Origin of the sequence: Xanthobacter sp. NM-25 (assembly GCF_022138605.1) — a bacterium.
Lineage (GTDB): Bacteria > Pseudomonadota > Alphaproteobacteria > Rhizobiales > Xanthobacteraceae > Xanthobacter.
In genome coordinates, this window is the sequence record NZ_JACBFS010000004.1 from 534,470 (window position 1) to 555,180 (window position 20,711).

The following is a 20,711-nucleotide window of genomic DNA, read 5'->3' on the forward strand; positions in this document are numbered from 1 at the left end:
GGTCCCGATGGCGGCCAGTGCGGTGGTTCCTCCCATCCGCCGATGTCAGGCCACGTCCATCACGCCCTCGATTGGTGTGGGTCTGACCGAAGACCGGCGACGCTGAAGCATCGCCTCGATCTTGAACCCGCAACGTCCGCCACCAGCTTTTTTCCGCCGCCGGCCAGGGCCGGCTTTGCATCGCCAAGCAAAAAAGCCGTCGCCGCCGGCCGCCCTCCACTTCGTTCCGGCCCGAAGGGTGCGGGCCGATCGTCCACGGTCGGGCGACCCCCATCGAGGACGCGATGGTCGCGGCCCGATCACCAGAAGGAACCACCGCAATGGCCACCATCGGCTCTTTCACCACCACCGCCAAGGGTTTCAAGGGCGCCGTCAAGACCCTCAGCCTCGACGTCAAGACGGTGGAGTTCCTCCCCGCCGAAGGCGACAACGACAAGGGGCCGGACTTCCGCATCTTCTCCCGTGCCACCGAGTTCGGAGCCGCGTGGAAGAAGACCTCCCGCGAGGGCCGCAACTACCTCTCCGTCAAGCTCGACGATCCTTCGTTCGCCGCTCCCATCTATGCGAGCCTCGTCGAGACCGACACCGAAGGCGAGTTCGCTCTCATCTGGTCGCGCCGCGCGGCCGACTGACCCCACCCCTCGGGGGAGCCCCGCCATCCGGCGGGGCTTCGCCATGTTCATGCCCGCCACCGCCCGAAGTCCATACGGCGAGCTCCGCTCCGGTTGTCGTGATCGGCTGCGGCCGCGGGCCTTGCCGATCGCGAGGGGAAGCCAAGGGGGACTTTCCCCCTTTCTCCCCTCAAGTGCCGCCTGCGCCATGGCAGGGCCGCCGGCTCGCAGGACGGCCGAAGACCGTCATCCTTCCGATCGTCGCCACACCGTCCCGCTCGGCCCGGCAGCCCGGCCATGCTCGCCGGCACTTGTCCCCTCCCATCCCTGCGCGCTCACGCGCCCCCGGAAGGCATGTCGGGGGACATGCCTTCGGCATTTACGGGAAAGGATCAGGACAATGAACATCATCACCAGCAGCCAGCACAGCCAGCCGGTTTCCGGCGGCTTCCGCGTGGACGTCTCGCGCGGCGAGCGGATCGGGCGGGTTTCCTCGGAATGGTTCTCGCGCCCCGACGACGAGCGTTATCTGTCGCTCACCGAGCTTTACGACGCCGTGAAGGCGCGCGCGGACCTCGCCAGCGTCAGGACATTGGAGAGCCGCCTTTTGCGCGTGGAGGCCAGCCGCGACAATGCGGACAAGCTCGCCCTTGTGGTGCCCGGACAGGATGAACCCATCGCCCCGACGCATTGGAGCTTCGGGCAGTTGTGCAGCCTTGTCGGCGCGCCTTCGACCTATATGCGCCAGCTTCCAGCATCGCTCGCCGGCATCAACCTGCAGCACGGCTTGCTGTCGCATCGCGCCGAACTTGTGAAGACCCTGGAGGCGGATGACGGCCGGATCGAGCTTCGCGCCGTGACCGGCCCGGACTATGGCCGCATCTGGGACCACGAGCTTGTCGCCGCCGTCGTGAAGATCGCCGGCAACGGCATCGGCGACACCATGTGGAAGGTGCCGGGTGTGCTGGATTGGGCGACCATGACGCACAATCCCTTCGTGGACGTGACGAAGGACACCACCACGCTTTATGCCAGCGACCGCGACGTGTTCCTCTTCCTCGTCGACGATACCCACCCGATCGAGGCGGGGCGCCTCCCGAACGGCGAGCCGGACCTTTATTTCCGGGGCTTCTATTGCTGGAACAGCGAAGTCGGATCGAAGACGCTGGGCATCGCCTCTTTCTATCTCCGGGCGGTGTGCATGAACCGCAACCTGTGGGGTGTGGAGGGCTTCGAGGAAATCAGCATCCGGCACAGCAAGTTTGCCGCGCAGCGTTTCGTCCATGAGGCCGCGCCCGCGCTGACCAGCTTCGCCCATTCCTCGCCCGCGCCTTTCGTCGCCGGCATCCGGGCGGCGCGCGAGCGGATCGTCGCGCGCACCGACGAGGACCGCGAGACCTTCCTGCGCAGGCGCGGTTTCTCCAAGTCCGAGACTGGCAAGATCATAGAGACCGTGTTGCAGGAGGAAGGCCGCCCACCGGAAAGCATCTTCGACTTCGTGCAGGGCATGACGGCGCATGCCCGCGCCAAGGTGCATCAGGACAGCCGCCTTGAACTGGAGGGGAAGGCAAAGACCTTGCTGGAGAAGGCAGCCTGATCCCTGCCGCCGCGCGGTCGGTACGCTGGCCGCGCGGTTTCCCGTGTCCGGCATCATGCGCCGATCCGGACCCCGGCGGCGCGGCCGCGCCCAAACAGCACGGCCGCGGCTCGCCGGGCTGCGCCCGGCTCGCGAAACCACGCACAGACAGGCGGATCGGGGCATGGCGCCCGTCTGAATCCCTAGTATATTGGGTGGCAGTATATTAGGCAGACGGCGACTCCTCCCGCATGATGCTGCGGGAGAGAGTCGCACGAAACTTGCGTCGCCTGAGACAGGAGAAGTCCGTCTCTCAGGAGGAGCTTGCCCATCGTGCCCAGGTCAACCGCAACTATGTCGGCATGCTCGAGCGTGAGGAATACGCCGCCACTGTGGACATGCTGGAGAAGCTGGCGGATGCGCTCGATGTCGATCCGAACGAGTTTCTCCGGACCGATACCTGATGGCGCGTGGCCATGAGACGCGCCCGTTGCCTGTCACCGAGCGGGCTATATTCAGGTGACGCCAACTCATCACGCGTCCCGCAAAGCGTTCCGAATAGTTCAAAATAGTTGTTGTCTTCGCAGCAAGCCGCCATTCCGATATGGCCGGAAGCCAGTGGCGGTGCTTCTCTTGAGCAAACGACCGATTGGCGACCCACGCGCCACAACCCCGCACGTCCGTCAAGAACACCCATGACCAAGACCATTTTCCGGGACAGCCCGCCGATGACCGATCGGGTGAACGCCTACGACGAGGCGCACCTCGGGACCTATCTTCGCCTGCTGGACGCGGCCGAGGAAGGCGCCGACTGGCGCGAGGTGGTGGCCATCGTCTTCGGGCTGGACGCGGCGGCGGAGCCGGAACGCGCCAGGCGCATCCACGACAGCCACCTGGCCCGCGCCCGCTGGATGACCAAGACCGGCTATCGCCATCTGCTCGACCCGCGCTTGCAGTAAGGCACCCTCCGAGCCCGGAACCGGCCCAGATGTGCTCAGCCGGCACAGCATCACCATTCCGATTTTCTGGCTTCCGCTGCGTTCGCACGCCTCCGAATCATCCCCGAAGGCTGAAACCGGCGGAAAGGCAACGTCATGGAGCCACTGCAGGATTGGCGATCGCCGCACTTCGAGGACGATCTGAGCCGCCTCGATCGCGGCGGCGTCAGCTTCGAGTTTCTTCGACGCAATCGGAAATACCGGCAGGACTACGCCGACGCCATGACCCGTCCGGCGGCCGACGGCATCGCCAGCGCCGAGGCGACCCGGAGGTTCGTCCGACGCTGGGGATTGGCCTTTCCCTGTCGACCCCGCTGCCCCCGCTGAAACCGCACGACCCATCTGGCACCCCCGGCAATATCCGGCGGTGCTGATCGTCACCCCCGCGCCTGACGGCTTCGACGCCGCGGCGCTCGCCGGGCTCGGGCTTGCGACCGCCCGCACCGGGACCGCGGAGGACGGGCTCCATGCCGTCCTCGCGGATGACATGCACCGTCTCTGGTTCCCGCACGGCGCGGAGATCGGCAACGCGGCCGTTCTCGTCCCGCTCGACGGGCATCTTCTCTGGCGCGTGAAGAACCTGCTGCGGTTGACGCGGCACCTGCTCGGCCAGCCCGCCGGCCCGTGGCCGCGCGAGCAGAGCCTCTCCCGTTTCCAACTCCATCGCGCCGCGCTGATGCTGCGCGCATGGGACGGCGTGGCATCCGGCGCCTCACGGCGCCAGATCGCCAGCGTCCTTCTCAACCGCGATGTCGAGACGCTGCGCGCCCTCGACTGGAAGAACGCGCCGGAACGGCGACGGCTCGCCCGCATCCTGAAGACCGCTCATGAGACCATCGAGGGCGGCTATTTGCGCCTCCTGGCGCGCCCCACACGCCACCGATGACGCCCCAGTGCGTCTGGCCGCAGGGGGGACATTTCCCATAGGGGCGCGATTTTCGACACTCCTTCGGGCCCGCCGTTTTTCGCCAACGTCGCCATAGACCCGCCGTTCCGGCGGCGGCTGCGACGGAGGCCTCCAATGCAGGACAAGACCGACAGCAACTGGCCGCGCTTCGTGCGCACGCCCGAGGCCGCGCGCCTGCTCGATCTCTCCCCCCGCACGCTTGAGAAATTTCGCTGCGACGGGACTGGGCCGATCTACCACAAGCTAGGCGGGCGGGTCGTCTACGCCTTAGCCGACCTACATGCCTGGGTCGAAGCCTGCGCCCGCCAGTCCACGTCCGGATCCGCGAGCAGCAAGCCCGCGCCGCGTTCCCCCGCTAGCGGCCATACGGCCGCAGCGGCCCGTTGATCGCGGCGGTCCGCACGCCATGCCCGCCCGCCGCATCGTCGACAACCGCCAGCTCGAACTCTTCCGGGCCCGCTCGGGCGACATCGCGCCCCGCGACGCGCAGGACCTGATGTCCTGGCCCTTCTTCGCCCTCGGCAAGTCCCGACGCATCGCGCCCATCGACTTCCGCATGGGCGCGGTCTCGATCCGCGTGGAGGCCACGGTGGAGCACGGCATGGCCACCATCTGGGATGCCGACGTGCTGATCTGGGCCGCGAGCCAGATCGTCGACGCACGCGACCGGGGCCTCGTCACCTCGCGGCTGATGTCCGCGACGCCCTATGAGATCCTCGCCTTCATCGGCCGCGACGACTCCATCCGCAGCTATGCCCGGCTGAAGGCCGCGCTCGACCGCTTGCAGTCGACCAGCGTCGCCACCTCCATCCGCCAACCTTCCGAACGCCGGCGGCACCGCTTCTCCTGGATCAACGAATGGCGGGAACGGCTCGATGCGGCCGGGCGGCCGCTCGGCCTCGAGCTGGTGCTGCCCGACTGGTTCTATGCCGGCGTCCTCGACGACGCGCTCGTGCTCACCATCGACCGGGACTATTTCGGGCTGACGGGCGGCCTGGAGCGTTGGCTCTACCGGCTCGTACGCAAGCATGGCGGCCGCCAGCAATGGGGCTGGAGCTTCGACGTTCCTCACCTTCATCTCAAGTCCGGCAGCCTCTCGCCGCTCAAGCACTTCACCTACGACCTGCGCGCCATCGTCCGCCGCCAGCCGCTGCCCGGCTATCACCTGGCGCTGGTCTGCGATCCCGATGGCCGGGTCCGGCTGACCTTCCATCCCCTCGTGACCGATCCGCTGTCGGCGTCCGCGCTCCGCGCGCTGCGCCGGTGGACGGTCGGACTGTGAGCATCCTGTGGACGCACCCGTGCTATCAGGGACCGTAAAGCCCGTGCCATCAGGGACCGGATTCCCGTGCTATCGGGGACCGCGGCACCCGCCAAGCCACGGATGCCGCAGGCGGAATCCGCCCCCCTCTAACGGTGCTAACAAGGAATCCTTCGGATTCCTGCTAACGCGACCGGCCAGTCTCCGAAATCGGGGACAAGGGCGCCGGGCGATCCATCCGACCGAAAAACCCTCCGGCCTGATCGAAATCCTGATCCGCACGAGCTGCCCGCCGGGCGGCCTCGTCGGCGACTGGTTCGCCGGCTCCGGCGCCGCCGGCTCTCCGGCCGCCGCTACCTCGGCTGCGAGATCGACCCCGCGATGGCCGAGCGCGCGCGGGCGCGCATCGCCGCCGCGCTCCCCTTCACCGATGGAGCATCGCAATGACGGCACAGTTGCAATCCGACGGCGTCCGGTCCGGCCAGACGCTGGTCGAGCTGACCTGGCGCGAGAAGCAGGTGGAGCGCTGGATCCGCTTCGGCAAGATCGCGGACGAGCACCGCCTCGATCGCTTCCGGCGTCTCGTCTATTTCTCCCCGAACCGCATCTTCGGTCTCGTCCGGTGGGCGGGAAACGATCACGGCACGGTCGTCGCGCGCATCGACATCGTGCGCGCGGTCTTCCCCGGCGAGCCCTGCCAGACGGTGCCGCATATCCGTCCCGGCGCCGACATCCTGCTGCGCCTCAACGGCTGGCCAAAGGTCAGGGCGGCGCTGAAGGCGATCGACGGGATCGAGGCCCGTGGCATCGATCCGGCGGAGGTGTCGCCGGACCATTGGCGGCACCTCCACAACCGCATCGCCGTCAACGAACCGTTCCGCGCCTACACGCCCGAGCAGCACCGCGCCTGGCTGCGCCGCCGCGAGCTGCTTCCATGACCGCCCGCTGCGCAACGCTCGCCGCGATGCTCGCCGGCGTCGCCCTCGTCGTCGCCCCGGCATCGAGCCGGCCCGACATCCGCTTTCTCTGGAACGCCTCGGGGAGCGTCCCGGTCGGCCTCTACCGCATCGTCCCCGGCGGGCCCGTTCACGTCACCGATCTCGCGGTCGTCCGGCCGCCCGAAAGGCTTGCCGTCTTCCTCGACACGCGCGGCTACCTGCCGCGCGGCCTGCCGCTCATCAAGCGCGTGCTGGCCCTCGCTGGCACCGAGGTCTGTCGCTCCGGGGCGGACATCATCGCCTACGGCTCGATCTACGGGCAGGCCCGTGCGCGCGACACGCGCGGCCGCCCGCTGCCGGTCTGGCAGGGCTGCCGGACGCTCGTCGGCGCCGAGGCCTTCTTCATGAACTGGAACAGCCCCGACAGCTTCGACAGTCGCTACTTCGGGCCGCTCCCGCTCTCCACCGTCGTCGGCCGGGCGATCCCGCTCTGGACCACCGACGATCCCGATCCGGCCACGGACGCGTTCCGCGAGCCGGTCTCCGACGAGCCGTGACGGCTCGCGCCTCCAACCCGCGAAAGGCTCCCCACCATGCCCCAGATCGGCACCTTCACTCGCACCGCGGACGGCTTCTTCGGCCGCGTCCGCACACTCACCCTCGACGTGGAAGTCGCCATCCTGCCCGCTGATGGATCGGACGCGGAGAACGCGCCGGACCACCGCGTCTTCTTCGACGGGCAGGAGGTTGGCGCGGCCTGGCACCGCACCGGCGAGAAGGCCGGAACCTACCTCTCCCTGTCCATCGACGATCCGTCCTTCGCCGAGCCGCTGCGCGCCCGGCTGTTCGAGTCCGATACCCGAAAGGACGTCTGGAACCTGCACTGGACGCGCCGGATCAGGCGCGACGGCGAGGCGTGAGCGTTATGCGCGGCCCTCGCTCCTGTGGACCGTCAGGCCCAATCCCCTTGATCGATCGAACGGCGATCAATCCCCTCGACCCGATCGCCCATGGCGCGGCCGTCGCGCGCAGTGGAGGTCAAGGGCGGCGGCCTGTTTTCCGGAAGACGGACACATCGTCCGACGCGGCCCGTCCGGAAAACTTGGAACGCCGGCGCAGCCTTGCCCTTGGCCGGAGCGAGCACGATGGCAGGCTCACGGCACATCGGGATGGCGGTGCCTGCGCGGCCGTCCCGGCGATCCTCGCGCTGCTCGTCGCCGGCGTCATGACCGCGGGCATGCCGTCCAGTGCGGCGGCCGAACCGCCGCCGGCCCGCCCTCCGGCGAGCGCGCCATCGTCCGATCCATGGGCGGCCCATGTTACCGAGGCGGCCGAGCGCTTCGAGATCCCCACGCGCTGGATCCGCGCCGTGATGGCGGCCGAGAGTGACGGCGATGCGCGCACGCGCTCGCCCAAAGGCGCCATCGGCCTGATGCAGATCATGCCGGGCACATGGGACGAACTGCGCACCCAATACGACCTCGGCAGCGACCCATGGGAGCCGCGGGCCAACATCCTCGCCGGCGCCGCCTATCTTCGGCAGATGCACGATCGCTACGGCAGCATCGACGCGATGCTGGCGGCCTACAATGCCGGCCCGCAACGGTACGACGCGTATCGCACGAGCGGCCGGCCACTGCCCGCAGAGACCGTCGCCTATGTCACGAAGGTCGCGTCCATGATCGGCGGCACGGCGCCCGTCACTGCGTCCGGCGGAAGCGGCACGGCCCCGACATGGCGTCTCGCGCCACTCTTCGTCGGACGCACGCTGGTCACGCCCCGCGACGATCCGCCGGCGGCCGATGCGCCCGCCGCGCACCCGCCGAACGGCCCAGCGATCGTCGACCTGTCGGCGCTCACGCCGCTCTCCGACGGCCTGTTCGTGCGCAAGCCCGACGCACAGGGGGAGCGGCGATGATCCTCGTGGTTTTTCGGCTCCCCTGCGCAGAGATCGTAGGAATTACGGGGGGCTGTGGGGTGGGCCGGGCAGCGACCGAGGGAAGGCAAGATAAAAAGCCGCACATCGCGGCTTGGACGGTCGGTTGGTTTGTCTGGGTTTTTCAGGATTTCCCGCACATCGCGGATCGTCGTCGCGAGGTACGCGCCTGCGATTTATCGAACGATTTCAGGGCGAAGTGCACATCGCAGCGGGAATGGCCATGAGCCGCGACGACGATTTCCGCGTCCGTCCCGGCCGCATCCGCTCCTCGAAGGCCCAGCGCACCAAGCCCTTCGTCGCCCAGGCGCTCGCTGCCGCGCAGAAGGCCGGTGGCCGCATCTCTCGCTCCGGCAAGATCACCTCCGGCCGCGGCCCGCATTTCGCGCGCGGCCGCGGTGCCAGCATCCGCGCCAACCGCCTCATCACCAGCCGCACCCGCCTGTGCACGGTGAAGGCCCTGGTGGTGCGCAACAGGGGCCAGCGCGCCCCGCTCGCCCGGCACCTCAACTATCTGCGCCGCGACGGCGTCACCCGCGACGGCGAGAAGGCGCGCATGTTCGGCCCCGGGACCGACGATGCCGACGTCAAGGATTTCTCCGAGCGCTGCAAGGACGACCGGCACCATTTCAGGTTCATCGTCTCGCCGGAAGACGCGACCGATATGGAAGACCTGCAGCGCTTCACCCGCGAGCTGATGGCGCAGGCCGAGAAGGATCTCGGGACCAAGCTCGACTGGATCGGCGTCGACCATTGGAACACCGACAATCCCCATGTCCATGTCATCGTCCGCGGTCGCACCGACGACGGCCAGGACCTCGTGATCGACCGAGACTACATCAAGAGCGGCCTGCGCGACCGCGCGCAGGGCCTCATCACGCAGGAACTCGGCCCGCGCACCGATCTCGACGTCAGCCGCTCGCTCGCGCGCCAGATCGAGGCCGAGCGCTGGACCCAGCTCGACCGCCAGCTTGTCCAGGACGCTGGCGAGCGCGGCGTCATCGACGTCGCCCCGTCGCCCGACCGGCAGCCCGACGCCTACCTGACCCAGAAGGTCGGCCGCCTGCGCCATCTCGAACGCCTCGGCCTCGCCGAATCCATCGGCGCCGGCCAATGGGTGATGGCCGGCGATGCCGAGGCGACCCTGCGCGAACTCGGCCAGCGCAACGACATCATCAAGCGCATGCACCAGGCTCTCTCCGGCGAGGGCATCGAGCGCGGCGCCGCCGACTATGTCCTCTCCGGCGAGACGCGCGGCGAGCCGGTCATCGGCCGCCTGGTCGCCCGCGGCCTCGACGACGAGCTGCGCGCCACGGCCTATGCCGTGGTCGACGGCGTCGACGGCCGCACCCACCACATCAAGCTGGCCGATCTCGACGCGGCCGGCGACAGCGCGCCGGGCTCCATCGTCGAGCTGCGCAGCTTCGAGGATGCGAAAGGCGAACGCCGCGTGGCGCTGGCGGTCCGTGCCGACCTGCCCATCGAGGGGCAAGTCACGGCCAGCGGGGCGACCTGGCTCGACCGACAGCTCATCGCCCGCGATCCGGTTGATCTCGGCGGCGGCTTCGGCCTCGAGGTGAAGCGGGCGCTGGAAGCCCGCGCCGAGCATCTCGTCTCCGAAGGGCTGGCGAAGCGTGAGGGCCAGCGCCTCGTCTTCGCCCGCAACCTGCTCGCCACCTTGCGGGAGCGCGAGCTGGACACCCTCGGCCATCGTCTCGCCGCCGAGACCGCCGTGCCGTTCCAGAAAGCGGCCGACGGGGAATATGTGACCGGCACCTACCGGCAGCGCTTCACGCTCGCCTCCGGCCGCTTCGCCATGATCGACGACGGGCTCGGCTTCAAGCTCGTGCCCTGGTCGCCTTCGATCGAGAAGCACATCGGCCAGCACGTCTCCGGCGTCGCTCGCGCGGACGGCGGCGTCGACTGGAACTTCGGACGCAAGCGTGGGCTGGGACTATAGGGAGCGTGGCCATCGGTCCATCCGCCCGTCCCTTGCCTTTCACCCGGGAGAGCACTACATGACCATCGGTAGTCATATCGGAGATGGCGCGATGAAGGAACTCCAGCTCAAGGACGCGAAGGCGACGCTGTCCGCCGTGGTCGATCGCGCCGTCGCTGGCGAGCCGACCGTGATCACCCGCCACGGCCGAAAGGAGGCCGTGCTCGTCTCCTTCGACGAGTGGCAGCGCGTCTCCCAGGTGCCGAGCTTCGCCGATCTCCTGCTCGCCTTCCCCGGCGAGCCGGAGGACATCCCGGAGCGCCGCCGCAAGCAAGCCCGCGCCCTCGGCGATGAGGGCCTCTGAGCCCGTGTATCTACTGGATACCAATATCGTCTCGGCCGACGCGCCCTCCAAGCGTCAAGCCCAGTCCGAGGACTTCGAGGCGTGGCTCCGCCGACATGACGGCGAACTCTACATTTCGGCCGTGACTGTCGCCGAGATCGAGGCCGGCATTGCCCGTGCCATCCGGATCGGCGCGACGACGAAGGCCAGGCAACTTCGCCAGTGGCTTGGCGCCGTCGAGCACTTCTATGCGGGCCGCATCCTGGTTTTTGGCGTCGAGGAAGCCCGCGAAGCCGGCGTCATCCTCGACCGGGCGCGGGCGCACGACCCAGGCTTTGAGGACATCGCCATCGCCGCCACGGCGGCAGCTCACGGCCTGACGGTCCTCACCGCCAACGAGCGCCACTTCGCGCCTCTCGGTGTGCCGATGCTCAACCCGCTGCGCCAACTCCCCGCCGACTGACCTGCGCTCCGAATCCGCGAACGTCGCGCCGCGCCCTACAAGTATTTTCCGAGACCTCTACGCTCCGGTGCGAGCCCCAGGGGTCGGGCCATTGCAAGGTGCGACGCGTCGACCCTTCTTCCCCTCATCGGCATGAACGGGAAGGAGCACCGGCACATTGTCCGCGACCCGAGTCCTCTGGGGTCAGATCATCGTCGTCTTCACGATCGTGCTCCTCGCGGTCTGGGGCGCGACGCAATGGACCGCCTGGCGGCTCGGCTTTCAGGCGCAGCTCGGCGCGCCCTGGTTCGAGATCGCCGGCCTGCCGGTCTATCCGCCGCCGGCCCTCTTCTGGTGGTGGTACTTCTACGATGCCTATGCGCCGGCGATCTTCGTCGAGGGCGGCGCCATCGCGGCTTCCGGCGGGCTCCTCGCCGGAGCCGTCGCCATCTTCATGTCGATCATCCGGGCGCGCGAGGCGACCGACGTGCGCACCTTCGGCTCCGCCCGCTGGGCCGAGCGGGAGGAGGTCGCGGCCGCGGGCCTGCTTGGCGATGACGGCGTGGTGCTCGGCCGCTATGAGCGCGACTACCTTCGCCACGATGGCGCCGAGCATGTGCTGTGCTTCGCCCCCACCAGATCGGGCAAGGGGACGGGCCTCGTGGTGCCGACGCTGCTCACCTGGCCGGGTTCCGCCATCGTCCACGACATCAAGGGCGAGAACTGGGAACTCACCGCGGGTCTGCGCGCCCGCTTCGGCCAGGTGCTCCTGTTCGATCCGACCAATGCGAACTCCGCCGCCTACAACCCGCTGCTCGAAGTTCGCCGTGGCGAGTGGGAGGTGCGCGACGTCCAGAACGTCGCCGATGTGCTGGTCGACCCCGAGGGGTCGCTCGAAAAAAGGAACCATTGGGAGAAGACCTCCCATTCGCTCCTCGTCGGCGCGATCCTCCACGTCCTCTATGCCGAGCAGGATAAGACCCTCGCCGGCGTCGCCGCCTTCCTCTCCGATCCGCGCCGGCCGATTGAATCGACCCTGTCCGCCATGATGACCACGCCGCATCTCGGCGACAAAGGCCCCCATCCCGTCATCGCCAGCGCCGCCCGCGAGCTGCTCAACAAGTCCGACAATGAAAGGTCGGGCGTCCTGAGCACCGCCATGTCGTTCCTCGGCCTCTATCGTGATCCGATCGTCGCCGCCGTCACCGCCCGCTGCGACTGGCGCATCGCCGACCTCGTGTCCGGCGAGCGGCCGACCACGCTCTATCTCGTCGTGCCGCCGTCCGACATCTCCCGCACCAAGCCGCTCGTGCGCCTCGTGCTCAACCAGATCGGCAGGCGATTGACCGAGGACCTCCATGCGAAGGATCGCCGCCACCGTTTGCTGCTGATGCTCGACGAGTTTCCCGCCTTGGGACGTTTGGACTTCTTCGAGAGCGCCCTGGCCTTCATGGCCGGCTACCAGATCAAGGCCTTCCTCATCGCGCAGTCGCTGAACCAAATTGAGCGCTCCTACGGCGCCAACAATTCCGTCCTCGACAATTGCCACGTCAGGATCAGCTTCGCCACCAATGACGAGCGGACGGCGCGCAGGGTCAGCGATGCGCTCGGCACCGCCACCGAGATGCGCGCCATGCAGAACTACGCCGGCCACCGCTTGGCGCCGTGGCTGGGCCACCTGATGGTGTCGCGCTCCGAAACCGCTCGGCCGTTGCTCACCCCCGGCGAGGTGATGCAGCTCCCGGCCAGCGACGAGATCGTGATGGTTGCGGGCGTTCCGCCGATCCGGGCCAAGAAGGCGCGCTACTACGAGGACGCGCGGTTTCAGGAACGGCTGCTGCCCGTGCTACGCAATCCGAAGGCCGGCCTGGAGCCGAAGCCCGACGACTGGTCGGGGCTGAAGGTGGCGGCCGCTCCGGTTTCCGTTCCCGCCGCGCCGGCGCCGGCCGCCGGCGCCAAGCTGGACGACGATCCGGCCAATTCAGGCCTGCGCCGCGAGCCCGGCCTCGAGGCACACAAGGACATCGCCCCGGAGCCGCAGAAAACGCCGGTCAACGAGTTCGATCCCGACACCGATGAACCGGAGCGGGACGCCGCCGCCGGACGTGCCGTCATCCGCAGTATGCGCATAGTCGCACGGCAGGCCGCAATGGATCCCGGCGACGGAATGGAGCTGTGAATCGTGCCCCAACGTCTGGACAAGAAGAAGCGCCTGTCGGTCTATCTTGAGCCGGAGCTGATGCGCCTGCTGGCGGATTTCTCCGACCGGCGCGACCAGTCCCGTTCCATCGTCGCCGAGGCGGCCATCGCCTCCTTCCTCTCGCCCGACGCAGACGAACGGCAGGAGGCCGCCATTGCAAAGCGCCTTGACCGGCTCGATCGCAGCATTCAGCGGTTGGAACGTGATGTGGGCATCACCAACGAGGCCTTTGCGATCTTCATCCGATCTTGGCTCACGTCCACCCCTTCGCTACCGGAAGCTGCCCAGGCGGCGGCCCGTGCAAGGGGGGGCGAGCGTTATGACAACTTCCTGGAAGTGCTTGGAAGACGCTTGGCTCGAGGACCGAGGTTTAAAGAAGAGATGTCGGAGGGAATTTCGTCACCTCGTGATGGCGTTCCTTCAGCCTAATTGCCTCGGCTGATGGTGTAGCCCTCGCTTCCTTACCCAGAGATGCGTTGCGCGTCATCGACTCCACAATTCATCGCAAGATTGATCGTGGTGTCGCTGCCTCAATGGAGCTTTGCGCCTCTCGCGGGCCGAAGTCGAGGCGCCAACCGTGATAGGTGACGGTGAGTGTGGAGTTCTCCTCACCTCCATTGGAAGGCAGCGAGACGGCGATCTTGTCATGGAAGACCTCTGTCACTCCTAAGGTGGGATCGTCCTTCGACAGGCCAACGCCTTTGATATCCAACGCGTCGAGATCGCGTGGGCCTGCCCGGAAGCCGAGCCGGTCGCGATAGAGGTAGTAAGCCGCCCAGCGTACCATCTTAGCCACGTTGTCTTCGTGCTTGAACGAGTGCGCCGCATACGGCGGATTGCCCGCAAAGCAGGCTGATTGCGGCATTCTTGGCCGTTTTTTTGGGATCATGAACGCCTTGACAGTCGATTTCAAAATTGCAGAATATCTGCAAAGTTTATATCGTCGTCGGTAACGGGGCAGCCCGACGATCCCAAGCGCAATGCCCCGACATTCAGAGAGGTGGAACATGGCTCGGAGAGCTCCTTCGTTGTTTGGTGCGTGTTTCCTGAGTGCAGCAATGCTGTTCTCCGGCATTGTAAACGCGGCGGAGCCGATAAAGCTCGGACTCGTCGGGCCGCTGACCGGCCCCGCTGCCAACACCGGGCTTACGGTTCGCGCTACGTGGGATCTCGTCGCGAAGCGTATCAACGCGGAAGGTGGGCTCGAGATCGACGGGGTCAAGCGTCCCGTGGAACTGATCGTTGCGGACTCTCAATCCAAGCCGAATATCGGCGTGGGAGCTGCCCAGAAACTGCTCACCCGTGACCGCGTCGACGTTCTCGTTGGTGATCTGCTGCATAGCGATGTGGCGTTGGCTCTGATGGAGCTGGCCCCCGCCTATCCGGACAAGGTGCTCTATATTCCTCTGCCAGTGAGCAGCACCATTTCCGAGCGCATTGCTTCCTCTCATGAGAAGTATGGCAACGTATGGAAGTGGGACGGCGACTCTGAGGCCTACGGCGTTAGCCTTGCTGACCACCTGACCAAACTCGGGGAGAGCGGGAAACGCAACTATCCCAACAAGACCTATGCCATCGTCTCGGAGTTGACTGACTTCTCTGACGCCATTCAGAAATCTGTTCAAGGTGAGTTGAAGGCATCGGGTTGGAAGCAGGTCGCGCACGAGAGTGTGCCCATCGGAAATACCGATTTCTACTCTCAGCTGTCGAAGCTCAAGGCATTGAACCCCGACGTCATCATCTCGATTTTCACGGCGGCAAGCTCTGGTCTGTCGTTTGTGAAGCAGTTCAACGAGCAGGGAACGAAGTCGGAGAACATCGCCGTTTACTATGCTGGGCTTCCCGCATTCCGGAATGGCATCGGTAAGGACGGCAATGGTCTGGTTTTCTTCGGTGGTGCGTTTGATCCCCGCAGGTCCGACCGTGGCAAGCCTTTCGCCAAGCTTCTGTCCGAAAACAACATCAATGTGTCGGGCGATGCGGCCTTGGGCTATTGCAGCGCGAATGTCCTCTTCGGCGCGATCCAGCGAGCCAAGTCTCTGAAGGTGCAGGATCTCAACCGCGAGCTTCTGGCGACCGATGACGACACTTGTCCGGACTACCGCCGTATCGTCTTCGACCCCAAGCGACACTCGCCGAAGCTCGGTCCGGACTACTTCTTCATGACGGCTGGGCAGATGTTCGATGACGGCAAGGACTTCTACGTCTTCTATCCGCCGAAGGCTGCAACCGGAAAGCTCGACGAGCTGGCGGCGCCCGGTTCCAAGTGACGCGTGTCATCCAGGATAAGAAGAGTAGGGGACAGATTTGATGGATGGCGCAATTCTTGAGTTGGCGTCACTCAGTGTGCGCTTTGGTGGCCTTCAGGCGGTGAACAACATCAGCCTGACCGTTCGTCCCCGGGAAGTCTTTGGCCTCCTGGGGCCGAACGGGGCTGGAAAGACCACACTGTTCAACATGATCGCTGGGGTCGTGACCCCGACGAGTGGCGTTGTGAAATACAAGTCTGAGGAGATCGGATGGCGCTCTGTTTGCTGGCGTGCCAGAGCCGGCATAGCGCGAACCTTTCAGATCACGCAGCCCTTCGGTGCAATCACGGTCCTGGAGAACGTGATCGTAGGTGCCATGCTGAAGGAAAGCCGAATGTCGGTGATCCGCCGCGAGGCGGAGGAGCTCCTGGACTATGTTGGTCTCAGTGCGAAACGAGACCATCTGGCTGACGCACTCAGCACTGGGCAGCGCAAGCGGCTTGAGCTCGCCCGCGCCCTGGCCATCAAGCCCGATCTGCTCCTGATGGATGAGGTCACGGGCGGTGTGGATCAGCCTAGTATTCCCGGCCTGATTGATCTCGTGGCCTCCTTGAAAGAACGCGGCGTCACGATCGTTCTGGTCGAACATAATATGAAGGTGATGGCCAAGCTCTGCGACCGCATGCTCTTCATGAACCGGGGCGAGATGATGGTCGAGGGTACGCCAGATCACGTGCTGAACCACCCGAACGTTGCACGTCTCTATCTGGGCGAGGATGAACAATGCTGAGCCTCGAGAACGTATGCGTCTGGTACGGAAAGACGCAGGTCCTCTGGGACGTGTCGATGACGGTGCAGTCGGGTGAGATGGTTGCTCTGATGGGGCCAAACGGCTCGGGGAAGAGTACCGTGTTCAAGGCGGTGACAGGGCTCCTTCCTGTGAGATCCGGGAAAATCACCTGGAACGGTCGAGATATCACGAACCTTCCGACGCACGCCATGACCTCGATCGGCATCAGTTTGGTCCTGGAGCGGCGTCGGCTGTTTCCGCGTATGACCGTTCGAGAGAACGTCCTTCTCGGCGCTTACAGTGAGCGGGATGCTTCCGTGATCAAGTCGAGACTTGATGAGGTGGAGGATCTTTTTCCGCTTGTGAAAGAGCGAGCGGATGCAGTGGCCGGATCATTGAGCGGCGGGCAGCAGCAGATGGTCGCGATTGCCCGCGGGCTAATGAGCGATCCCAAGATGCTGATCATGGACGAGCCCTTCCTCGGCCTTTCCCCGATTATGGTCAAGCAGATCACCGCAGTCATGGTCGCAGTGAACAAGAGGGGGAAGAGCGTCCTGTTCAATGAGCAGAACGCTCGGGTCTCCTTCGGAAATTCCGATCGTGGGTACCTTCTCCAGAGTGGACAGGTCGTCCTGTCGGGCAGCGGTCTCGCGATGCTCGACCATGAAGAAGTCAAAAGCGTCTACCTCGGCCACTGAGAGAAACAGACATGACTGTCTCCCTTCTCGTTGAGCAACTAGTCAACGGAATCATTACGGGGTCGATGTACGCTCTCATGGGCGCTGGCCTTGCCCTGGTCTACGGAACCATGCGCGTCATGAATTTCTCGCACGGCGAGTTCTTCATGGTAGCTGCCTACATTCTCTTCCTTGCCCTTGGTGCGTTGATGCTGCCGACTATCCCGGCTGCGCTGCTCGCCATCCTCGGGGCGGCATGCCTTGGTGGTCTGATCGAAAAAGGCCTCATCGAGCCTCTTATGAAGAGAGAGGGCTGGGAGCTGGGCACGATCGTCACCACGCTCGGCCTTTCCTTCATCCTGCAAAATGGGGTACTCCAGGTGATTGGCGAGGAGTACTACACGCTCCAGTATTTCGTCGATGGCTCGATCACGCTGTTTGGCGTGACGCTGCCCTATCAGCGTCTCCTGATCCTCGCTGTGGCCATCGGAACGATCGCCCTCATGGAGCTTTTCCTCCGCCGTTCGCGAGCGGGCTGGGCATTGCGTGCGGTGTCCCAAGACGCCCAGGCGGCATCGGTTGTCGGCATCAACGTAGGCCGGGTATTCCTGATGGCCTTCGCGTTGAGCGGTGCACTCTCCGGGGTTGCCGCCGTCATGATGGCGCCCATCCAGTCGGTGAATCCCTGGATGGGCGTTCCCATGGGCCTGAAAGCGTTCGTCGTTGTCGTTCTCGGCGGCATGGGTAGCTTCCGCGGGACCATTATCGCCGGCTTCATCGTCGGCATCGTCGAGGCCCTTGGCACCACCGTCACCTCTTCGGAGTGGCGGGAGCTATTTTCCTTCGGCCTGCTGATCCTGATCATCTGGTTCAAGCCGGAAGGCCTGTTCGGCAACGTCGGCAGGAGGGCCTGAGATGTCGCAGCACAAGAGCGCAAATTCAGGCGCTGAGGTTCGCTCCATGGAAGGGCCTTCCAACACGAGAATGCTTAGCTCTTCCGTCACCTTGCGGGTGATCGCTTCCGTCCTGGCGGTAGGCGTGGTCGGTGCGGTCGTGCTCAAGATGAAGCCCGACGCCTACACACTGCATCTCATGGTAATGTCCATGATCTGGGGAGTGTTCGCCGTAGGATGGAATCTTGCCTCAGGCTATGGCGGCCTGAAGACCTTCGGCCACCAGGGCTTCTTCGGTATCGCGGCGTACGCCTCGGCCTTGCTCTCCATGCATTTCGCTTTGTCTCCGTGGCTGACGATCTGGATCGGGGCGCTCATTGCTGCCGCAGTAAGCGTCGTCGTTGTCGCTCCGGTATTGCGTCTGCGCTCGACCCCGCAGATTGCGATCGTCACCCTGGCGTTTGGTGAAATCGCACGCATCATCATCGAGAACGTGAAGTCGGTGACGCGAGGTGAATCCGGATTGATTGGCATTCCCGGGCTTCCCAATGTCCGCGTGCCCTTCGTCGGGGAGCTCACCTTCTCCGCCGCGGATAAGACTGGCTACTTCATCGTCAGCCTGATCCTCCTCACCACCGCGTCCGTCGGCGTCTATCTTCTAATGCGCTCGCGCTACGGACTCGGTGTCCATGCGGTGCGGGATGCTCAGGACGCGGCTGAGAGTCTTGGTCTCAATGCCACCGTCTATCGTGTCGGCGTGTTCGCGCTGAGCGCATTCATCGTCGGTGCCGCCGGGGGCTTGTTCGCCCACTACCTGCTTCTCCTAACGCCCAGTGACGCGGTTGGCGTTCCGCTGATGGTGATGATCGTCTCGATGGTGATCGTTGGGGGGCATCGGACCATCGTGGGCCCCGTCCTCGGAGCATTCATCCTGACGTTCGGCGCTGAGGCCTTCCGAGACATCGAGGAGTACCGCCTCATGATCTATGGCCTCCTGGTCATCCTGGTGATGCGCCTGATGCCGGGCGGGATTGCCCGAGTGGGAACCCTGTTCCACTGGCGCCGCTCCTGAAATCGACATCGCTCCCAAAACACTGACGGCCGGGGAGGCATCCAGCTCAATCCGGCCGACCTCCATGAATGAAGACGGGCTAGACAATAGCGCCCGGCACACCCACGAGAGGAAGTTCAGATGCTCGATATGATCTTCAAGGGCGGCCCCATCGTCACGATGGTGGAAGGTGCGATGAGCGTCGAAGCCGTTGGGGTACTCGACGGCAAGATCGTCAAGGTGGGAAGCGTCGAGGAGGTCGAGGCTTTTGTCGGTCCGCGGACGGAGATCATTGATCTCGATGGGGCCACACTGCTTCCGGGCTTCGTGGAAGCGCACGGGCATCCGCTTTTCAGCGCCCTGATCTGGGGAGAGCCTGTTGTCGATATTCGCGCGGTGCACACGCCCACGTATGAGGCGGCAATCGCCAAGATCTCTCGCCGGGTCGCCAAAGCAGCTCCGGGTGAGTTCGTCATGGCTGTAGGCCTCGATCCCACGCTCCACCAGGGGATGGTCGAGCCCACCCGTGATTTCCTCGATACCCTGGCGCCGAACAATCCGTTGGCCGTAACCCTCTTCAACTTCCACGGCATCTACCTGAATTCGGCGGCTGTCGCTGCCTGCGGATATGAAAACGGCGCGCCCGGGCATCTCGACACCGAGATCATCCGTGACAGCAATGGGCGTCCATGGAAATTCCGCGAGGAGATGGCCAAGCGCGTGCGCAACGCCTTCTACGAGAGCTGCGGCAAGGAACGGGCCGTACGCGAACTCAAGGAATGGCTGGGGAAGTTCGCGAGTGCTGGCTACACCACATCGGCCGAGATAGGCATGTTCCCGCAGTGGAGCGGCTATTTCGACGCGCTGCGCAAGGAATATCAGTTTCCGATCCGTATGCGCCTCTATGAGCAGGTCTTTGCTGATACACCGATCATTGCGCAGGTCGGCGAAGGTGACGAGTTCTTCAAGGCGATCGGCACGAAGCTCTGGGCCGATGGCTCCCTGTTTGTGGGCAATGTCGCGATGACGCGGCCATATCTTACCACTGACATGACTATCACGCGTATGGGCATGCCCGAAGCCAACCGCGGTAACCTCAATTACTCGCGTGAACGCCTGAAAATGCTGATGGTAAAGGCTATCTCAGCAGGCTGGCAGCTTTCGGTTCATACGCAGGGTGACGAGACCGTTGATACGGTTCTGGACGTCTACGAGGAAATCTTCACCGAATACTCCAAGGTTAATGGTCCCTATCGGCTTGAGCATTGTTCCATGATGCGCCCGGATCAGGCGGAGCGTGCTCACAAGCTCGGCCTCGTGTGCAGCTTCTTCAACACGATCGCCTACTACTGGGGTGACGCCCTCCGGGACGACATGTTTGGGCCGGAGCGTGCGGATGCGGTGCTGCCTTTTGGCACTGCCGTCAGAGCAGGCATGCGCGTCTCGTTCCACAACGACGCACCGATGACGTGGCCCAATCCTCTTCTCTCGGTCCAGTTCGGCGTCACCCGCACAACCCAGAAGGGTACGGTGTTGGGCGAGGAAGAGTGCCTCACCGTCGAGCAGGCTCTTCGAGCCGTGACCATCAATGCTGCCTACCACTTGCAGATGGAGGATCTGGTCGGGAGCATTGCCGTTGGCAAGGCAGCTGACTTCGTCGTCCTCGCCGGCAATCCTCTGACCCACCCGGCGGGGAAGATCAGTGAGATCGGCGTTCTGCGTACCTACGTCGCGGGTGCTGAGAAATGGAACGCGGAGAAGGTTGTGGTGACCGCTGATGCGTGAGTGACCGAGCAAACTGCCCGGTCCATCCAAGATGCTGAGTTCGTCTCATTGTGCCTGTTCCGGCGGGCGCACATGCGTTCGTGCGCCCGCCGGAATGACGAGAGCCGCCGTGTGA

General features: G+C 65.1%; 24 protein-coding genes and 1 pseudogene. 24 read left to right on the top strand and 1 reads right to left on the bottom strand.

The genetic code is table 11. The annotated features are described in order from the left end of the window. Positions 1-320: 320 nt before the first annotated feature. The 18 genes and pseudogenes from MEU52_RS14155 (at position 321) to MEU52_RS14240 (ending at position 13,580) form a co-directional block, all read left to right on the top strand. Complete coding sequence (locus MEU52_RS14155) at positions 321-632, top strand: DUF736 domain-containing protein (RefSeq protein WP_238123095.1); 312 nt, start codon at positions 321-323, stop codon at positions 630-632. 379 nt (positions 633-1,011) lie between these two features. Beyond that, the gene (locus tag MEU52_RS14160; RefSeq protein WP_238123096.1) at positions 1,012-2,208 is read left to right on the top strand and encodes a DUF932 domain-containing protein; all 1,197 of its coding nucleotides are present in this window, start codon (positions 1,012-1,014) and stop codon (positions 2,206-2,208) included. A 230-nt stretch (positions 2,209-2,438) separates the two neighbouring features. Further along, on the top strand, positions 2,439-2,651 hold the full coding sequence (locus MEU52_RS14165; RefSeq protein ID WP_238123097.1) for a helix-turn-helix domain-containing protein: 213 nt from the start codon (positions 2,439-2,441) through the stop codon (positions 2,649-2,651). A 231-nt stretch (positions 2,652-2,882) separates the two neighbouring features. Continuing rightward, positions 2,883-3,146 carry a DNA -binding domain-containing protein gene (locus MEU52_RS14170; RefSeq protein WP_238123098.1) on the top strand — a complete coding sequence of 88 codons (264 nt, stop codon included), beginning with the start codon at positions 2,883-2,885 and terminating at the stop codon, positions 3,144-3,146. 135 nt (positions 3,147-3,281) lie between these two features. Then, positions 3,282-3,512 carry a transcriptional regulator domain-containing protein gene (locus tag MEU52_RS14175; RefSeq protein WP_238123099.1) on the top strand — a complete coding sequence of 77 codons (231 nt, stop codon included), beginning with the start codon at positions 3,282-3,284 and terminating at the stop codon, positions 3,510-3,512. A gap of 40 nt (positions 3,513-3,552) precedes the next feature. Next, a complete protein-coding gene (locus MEU52_RS14180) occupies positions 3,553-4,071 on the top strand; it encodes a DUF2285 domain-containing protein (RefSeq protein WP_238123100.1) in 519 nt (172 codons plus the stop codon). 135 nt (positions 4,072-4,206) lie between these two features. Continuing rightward, positions 4,207-4,479, top strand: coding sequence for a helix-turn-helix transcriptional regulator (locus MEU52_RS14185; protein ID WP_238123101.1), 273 nt, complete (start codon positions 4,207-4,209; stop codon positions 4,477-4,479). A gap of 19 nt (positions 4,480-4,498) precedes the next feature. After that, positions 4,499-5,374 carry a replication initiator protein A gene (locus MEU52_RS14190; protein WP_238123102.1) on the top strand — a complete coding sequence of 292 codons (876 nt, stop codon included), beginning with the start codon at positions 4,499-4,501 and terminating at the stop codon, positions 5,372-5,374. Positions 5,375-5,579: 205 nt separating this feature from the next. Beyond that, a pseudogene (locus MEU52_RS14195) lies at positions 5,580-5,800 on the top strand (DNA methyltransferase); the annotation flags it as partial. Then, positions 5,797-6,291: a DUF2840 domain-containing protein gene (locus MEU52_RS14200; protein WP_238123103.1), complete on the top strand. Its 495-nt coding sequence runs from the start codon at positions 5,797-5,799 to the stop codon at positions 6,289-6,291. The pseudogene MEU52_RS14195 and the gene MEU52_RS14200, both read left to right, overlap by 4 nt. Next, positions 6,288-6,848 carry a S26 family signal peptidase gene (locus tag MEU52_RS14205; protein ID WP_238123104.1) on the top strand — a complete coding sequence of 187 codons (561 nt, stop codon included), beginning with the start codon at positions 6,288-6,290 and terminating at the stop codon, positions 6,846-6,848. Before MEU52_RS14200 ends, MEU52_RS14205 begins: the two co-directional genes overlap by 4 nt. 36 nt (positions 6,849-6,884) lie before the next feature. Beyond that, complete coding sequence (locus MEU52_RS14210) at positions 6,885-7,211, top strand: DUF736 domain-containing protein (protein WP_238123105.1); 327 nt, start codon at positions 6,885-6,887, stop codon at positions 7,209-7,211. Between the two features lie 47 nt (positions 7,212-7,258). Next, complete coding sequence (locus tag MEU52_RS14215; protein ID WP_238123106.1) at positions 7,259-8,209, top strand: lytic transglycosylase domain-containing protein; 951 nt, start codon at positions 7,259-7,261, stop codon at positions 8,207-8,209. Between the two features lie 241 nt (positions 8,210-8,450). Then, positions 8,451-10,187: a relaxase/mobilization nuclease domain-containing protein gene (locus MEU52_RS14220; RefSeq protein ID WP_238123107.1), complete on the top strand. Its 1,737-nt coding sequence runs from the start codon at positions 8,451-8,453 to the stop codon at positions 10,185-10,187. A 91-nt stretch (positions 10,188-10,278) separates the two neighbouring features. Then, complete coding sequence (locus MEU52_RS14225) at positions 10,279-10,530, top strand: type II toxin-antitoxin system Phd/YefM family antitoxin (RefSeq protein WP_238123153.1); 252 nt, start codon at positions 10,279-10,281, stop codon at positions 10,528-10,530. A gap of 4 nt (positions 10,531-10,534) precedes the next feature. Further along, positions 10,535-10,972, top strand: a complete 438-nt coding sequence (locus tag MEU52_RS14230) for a PIN domain-containing protein (RefSeq protein ID WP_238123108.1) — start codon at positions 10,535-10,537, stop codon at positions 10,970-10,972. 157 nt (positions 10,973-11,129) lie between these two features. Continuing rightward, complete coding sequence (locus MEU52_RS14235; RefSeq protein WP_238123109.1) at positions 11,130-13,130, top strand: conjugal transfer protein TraG; 2,001 nt, start codon at positions 11,130-11,132, stop codon at positions 13,128-13,130. 60 nt (positions 13,131-13,190) lie between these two features. Next, complete coding sequence (locus MEU52_RS14240; RefSeq protein ID WP_238123154.1) at positions 13,191-13,580, top strand: CopG family transcriptional regulator; 390 nt, start codon at positions 13,191-13,193, stop codon at positions 13,578-13,580. A gap of 70 nt (positions 13,581-13,650) precedes the next feature. Here the strand turns inward: MEU52_RS14240 and MEU52_RS14245 are convergent, their stop codons facing one another. Beyond that, positions 13,651-14,160 carry a hypothetical protein gene (locus tag MEU52_RS14245; protein WP_238123110.1) on the bottom strand — a complete coding sequence of 170 codons (510 nt, stop codon included), beginning with the start codon at positions 14,158-14,160 and terminating at the stop codon, positions 13,651-13,653. Between the two features lie 49 nt (positions 14,161-14,209). On the opposite strand from MEU52_RS14245, the gene MEU52_RS14250 reads away from it, so the two are divergent. The 6 genes from MEU52_RS14250 (at position 14,210) to MEU52_RS14275 (ending at position 20,596) form a co-directional block, all read left to right on the top strand. Continuing rightward, a complete protein-coding gene (locus MEU52_RS14250; protein WP_238123111.1) occupies positions 14,210-15,421 on the top strand; it encodes an ABC transporter substrate-binding protein in 1,212 nt (403 codons plus the stop codon). A gap of 40 nt (positions 15,422-15,461) precedes the next feature. Then, positions 15,462-16,190, top strand: coding sequence for an ABC transporter ATP-binding protein (locus MEU52_RS14255; protein WP_238123112.1), 729 nt, complete (start codon positions 15,462-15,464; stop codon positions 16,188-16,190). After that, positions 16,184-16,888 carry an ABC transporter ATP-binding protein gene (locus tag MEU52_RS14260; RefSeq protein ID WP_238123113.1) on the top strand — a complete coding sequence of 235 codons (705 nt, stop codon included), beginning with the start codon at positions 16,184-16,186 and terminating at the stop codon, positions 16,886-16,888. Before MEU52_RS14255 ends, MEU52_RS14260 begins: the two co-directional genes overlap by 7 nt. Before the next feature lie 11 nt (positions 16,889-16,899). Further along, positions 16,900-17,781 (top strand): branched-chain amino acid ABC transporter permease, encoded by an 882-nt coding sequence (locus MEU52_RS14265; RefSeq protein WP_238123114.1) that lies wholly within the window; start codon positions 16,900-16,902, stop codon positions 17,779-17,781. A 1-nt stretch (position 17,782) separates the two neighbouring features. Continuing rightward, complete coding sequence (locus MEU52_RS14270) at positions 17,783-18,832, top strand: branched-chain amino acid ABC transporter permease (RefSeq protein WP_238123115.1); 1,050 nt, start codon at positions 17,783-17,785, stop codon at positions 18,830-18,832. 120 nt (positions 18,833-18,952) lie between these two features. After that, positions 18,953-20,596, top strand: coding sequence for an amidohydrolase (locus MEU52_RS14275; RefSeq protein ID WP_238123116.1), 1,644 nt, complete (start codon positions 18,953-18,955; stop codon positions 20,594-20,596). Positions 20,597-20,711: the final 115 nt, after the last annotated feature.

Coding starts and splice junctions, on each gene's coding strand:
- MEU52_RS14155 (WP_238123095.1), top strand. CDS start 321: ATGGCCACCATCGGCTCTTTCACCACCACCGCCAAGGGTTTCAAGGGC.
- MEU52_RS14160 (WP_238123096.1), top strand. CDS start 1,012: ATGAACATCATCACCAGCAGCCAGCACAGCCAGCCGGTTTCCGGCGGC.
- MEU52_RS14165 (WP_238123097.1), top strand. CDS start 2,439: ATGATGCTGCGGGAGAGAGTCGCACGAAACTTGCGTCGCCTGAGACAG.
- MEU52_RS14170 (WP_238123098.1), top strand. CDS start 2,883: ATGACCAAGACCATTTTCCGGGACAGCCCGCCGATGACCGATCGGGTG.
- MEU52_RS14175 (WP_238123099.1), top strand. CDS start 3,282: ATGGAGCCACTGCAGGATTGGCGATCGCCGCACTTCGAGGACGATCTG.
- MEU52_RS14185 (WP_238123101.1), top strand. CDS start 4,207: ATGCAGGACAAGACCGACAGCAACTGGCCGCGCTTCGTGCGCACGCCC.
- MEU52_RS14190 (WP_238123102.1), top strand. CDS start 4,499: ATGCCCGCCCGCCGCATCGTCGACAACCGCCAGCTCGAACTCTTCCGG.
- MEU52_RS14200 (WP_238123103.1), top strand. CDS start 5,797: ATGACGGCACAGTTGCAATCCGACGGCGTCCGGTCCGGCCAGACGCTG.
- MEU52_RS14205 (WP_238123104.1), top strand. CDS start 6,288: ATGACCGCCCGCTGCGCAACGCTCGCCGCGATGCTCGCCGGCGTCGCC.
- MEU52_RS14210 (WP_238123105.1), top strand. CDS start 6,885: ATGCCCCAGATCGGCACCTTCACTCGCACCGCGGACGGCTTCTTCGGC.
- MEU52_RS14220 (WP_238123107.1), top strand. CDS start 8,451: ATGAGCCGCGACGACGATTTCCGCGTCCGTCCCGGCCGCATCCGCTCC.
- MEU52_RS14225 (WP_238123153.1), top strand. CDS start 10,279: ATGAAGGAACTCCAGCTCAAGGACGCGAAGGCGACGCTGTCCGCCGTG.
- MEU52_RS14240 (WP_238123154.1), top strand. CDS start 13,191: ATGCGCCTGCTGGCGGATTTCTCCGACCGGCGCGACCAGTCCCGTTCC.
- MEU52_RS14245 (WP_238123110.1), bottom strand. CDS start 14,160: ATGTTCCACCTCTCTGAATGTCGGGGCATTGCGCTTGGGATCGTCGGG.
- MEU52_RS14250 (WP_238123111.1), top strand. CDS start 14,210: ATGCTGTTCTCCGGCATTGTAAACGCGGCGGAGCCGATAAAGCTCGGA.
- MEU52_RS14255 (WP_238123112.1), top strand. CDS start 15,462: ATGGATGGCGCAATTCTTGAGTTGGCGTCACTCAGTGTGCGCTTTGGT.
- MEU52_RS14260 (WP_238123113.1), top strand. CDS start 16,184: ATGCTGAGCCTCGAGAACGTATGCGTCTGGTACGGAAAGACGCAGGTC.
- MEU52_RS14265 (WP_238123114.1), top strand. CDS start 16,900: ATGACTGTCTCCCTTCTCGTTGAGCAACTAGTCAACGGAATCATTACG.
- MEU52_RS14270 (WP_238123115.1), top strand. CDS start 17,783: ATGTCGCAGCACAAGAGCGCAAATTCAGGCGCTGAGGTTCGCTCCATG.
- MEU52_RS14275 (WP_238123116.1), top strand. CDS start 18,953: ATGCTCGATATGATCTTCAAGGGCGGCCCCATCGTCACGATGGTGGAA.